This is a genomic window from Betaproteobacteria bacterium (assembly GCA_016791345.1).
Lineage (GTDB): Bacteria > Pseudomonadota > Gammaproteobacteria > Burkholderiales > JAEUMW01 > JAEUMW01.
The window spans coordinates 1-1,984 of sequence record JAEUMW010000080.1 but is presented as its reverse complement, the minus strand read 5'-3'; the positions used below and the strand labels follow the sequence as shown (position 1 = coordinate 1,984).

The 1,984-nt window shown below is 67.6% G+C and carries 2 protein-coding genes; both read left to right on the top strand.

Features of this window, described 5'->3' with window-relative positions; all coding sequences use genetic code 11:
• Positions 1-15: 15 nt before the first annotated feature.
• On the top strand, positions 16-1,602 hold the full coding sequence (locus JNK68_03055; GenBank protein ID MBL8539332.1) for a hypothetical protein: 1,587 nt from the start codon (positions 16-18) through the stop codon (positions 1,600-1,602).
• A gap of 61 nt (positions 1,603-1,663) precedes the next feature.
• A partial coding sequence (locus JNK68_03050; GenBank protein MBL8539331.1) for a hypothetical protein occupies positions 1,664-1,984 on the top strand: 321 nt, incomplete at its 3' end.

Below are 1,984 nucleotides of genomic sequence, written 5' to 3'. Positions count from 1 at the left end.
CAGGCGCTCGCCGGCATGATCTGGAGCAAGCAGTTCTTCCACTACGACGTCGCCCGCTGGCTCGACGGCGACGCGCTGCCGCCACCCGACACGCGCCGCCACGGCCGCAACCGCAGCTGGCGGCACATGAAAGCCGCGCACGTGATCTCGATGCCCGACACCTGGGAGTACCCCTGGTTCGCGGCGTGGGACCTCGCCTTCCACTGCGCCGCGCTGGCGCTGGTCGACATCGACTTCGCGAAGGAGCAGATCGAACTCCTGCTGAAGGAGGACTTCCTGCACCCGAACGGCCAGATCCCGGCCTACGAATGGGCGTTCGGCGACGTCAATCCGCCGGTGCTGGCGATGGCTGCGCTCAAGGTGTTCCGCGCCGAGCGCGTGCAGCGCGGCACGCCCGACGTCGGCTTCCTGCAGCGGGTGACACACAAGCTGCTGATGAATTACACGTGGTGGCTGAACCGCAAGGACGCGGACGGCGCCAACGTGTTCGAAGGCGGGTTCCTCGGCCTCGACAACATCTCGGTCTACGACCGCTCGCAGCCGCTGCCGCCGGGCTACAGCCTGAAGCAGGCGGACGCCACCGGCTGGATGGCGATGTTCGCGCTCAACATGACGATCATCTGCTTGGAGCTGGCCGCAGCCGATTCGGATTATCAGGACGTCGCCATCCAGTGCTACACGCAGTTCCTCGGCATCGCCAACACCATCGCCGGCGGCAGCGGCATGGGCGTTTCGCTGTGGGACGAGGAGGACGGCTTCTTCAAGGACGTCGTGGTCGGGCCCGACGGCAGCGCCCAGCGCATCGACGTGTTCTCGTTCGTCGGGCTGATCCCGCTCTTCGCGGCGGAGATCGTCGACCAGCGCCTGCTCGCCGCATCGCCGCGCTTCCATGCGGTGATGAATGCGCACCGCTACGGGCTCTTCGACGGCGTGTACGTGAGCGAATGCCCGACCAAGACCAACGGGCGCGGCGAGCACCTGCTGGCGCTGGTCGACGCGGACAAGCTCAAGCGCATGCTGCAGCACGTGCTGAGCGAAGGCGAGTTCCTGTCCGAGTACGGCGTGCGCAGCGTGTCGCGCGTGCATGCCGAGCGCCAGGACCTCGGCCACGTGCACGGCGTCGGCCGCGCCCTGATCGAATACGTGCCGGGTGAATCCAACAGCGGGCTCTTCGGTGGCAACTCCAACTGGCGCGGCCCGATCTGGATGCCGACCAACTACACGCTGGTGCAGGCGATCGAGAAGTACCACCGCTTCCTCGGCGACGACTTCAAGGTCGCTGCGCCCTGCCTCGGCGGCATTGAACTGACCTTGAACGACATCGCAAAGCTCATCTCCGACCGCCTTGTGAACATCTTCCGCCGCGATCCCGACGGGCACATTCCCGCGCTGCCCGCACCCGGCCCGTTCCAGAGCGACCCGGCGTGGCGCGACCTGCTGCTTTTCAACGAGTACTTCCACGCCGAGAGCGGCCTCGGCCTCGGCGCCATGCACCAGACCGGCTGGACCGGGCTCGTCGCCAATCTCGTCCAGCGCCGCTATCGCGACGACATACCCGCCTACTGGCGGCAACCTGCGGCGGCGGAGAAGGCGGCGGCGTGAGCGGAGAGCAGTGAATGCGTGAAGGAGTGAAGGAGTGATCGTGGGAGAGGGAGTCGTGCGGATGCAACGCAGGGTCGAGACGGCGGAGGGGATCGAGGGCGGCGGGAACCCCTCGGCAACGTTCGCCGAGGAGGCCGTTGCCGGTTCCTCCTCCCGCCATCCGCCTCACGCCTCGATGACGCCTGCGGCCTCACGCTTCTCGTCTCTCGCACAACGCGCGCTCGGCGGCCACTGGCCGGAATACCTGATGGAAGCCGCGGGACTCGGCTTCTTCATGCTCTCGGCCTGCCTCTTCACCGTGCTGATCGAGCATCCCGGCTCCGCCGCGCGGCAGGCGCTCGGCGACCCGTTGCTGCGCCGCGCGCTGATCGGGCTCGCGATG

What these genes read in the sequence shown, in the direction of transcription:
- JNK68_03055 (MBL8539332.1), top strand. Translation starts at nt 16, where the DNA reads ATGATCTGGAGCAAGCAGTTCTTCCACTACGACGTCGCCCGCTGGCTC.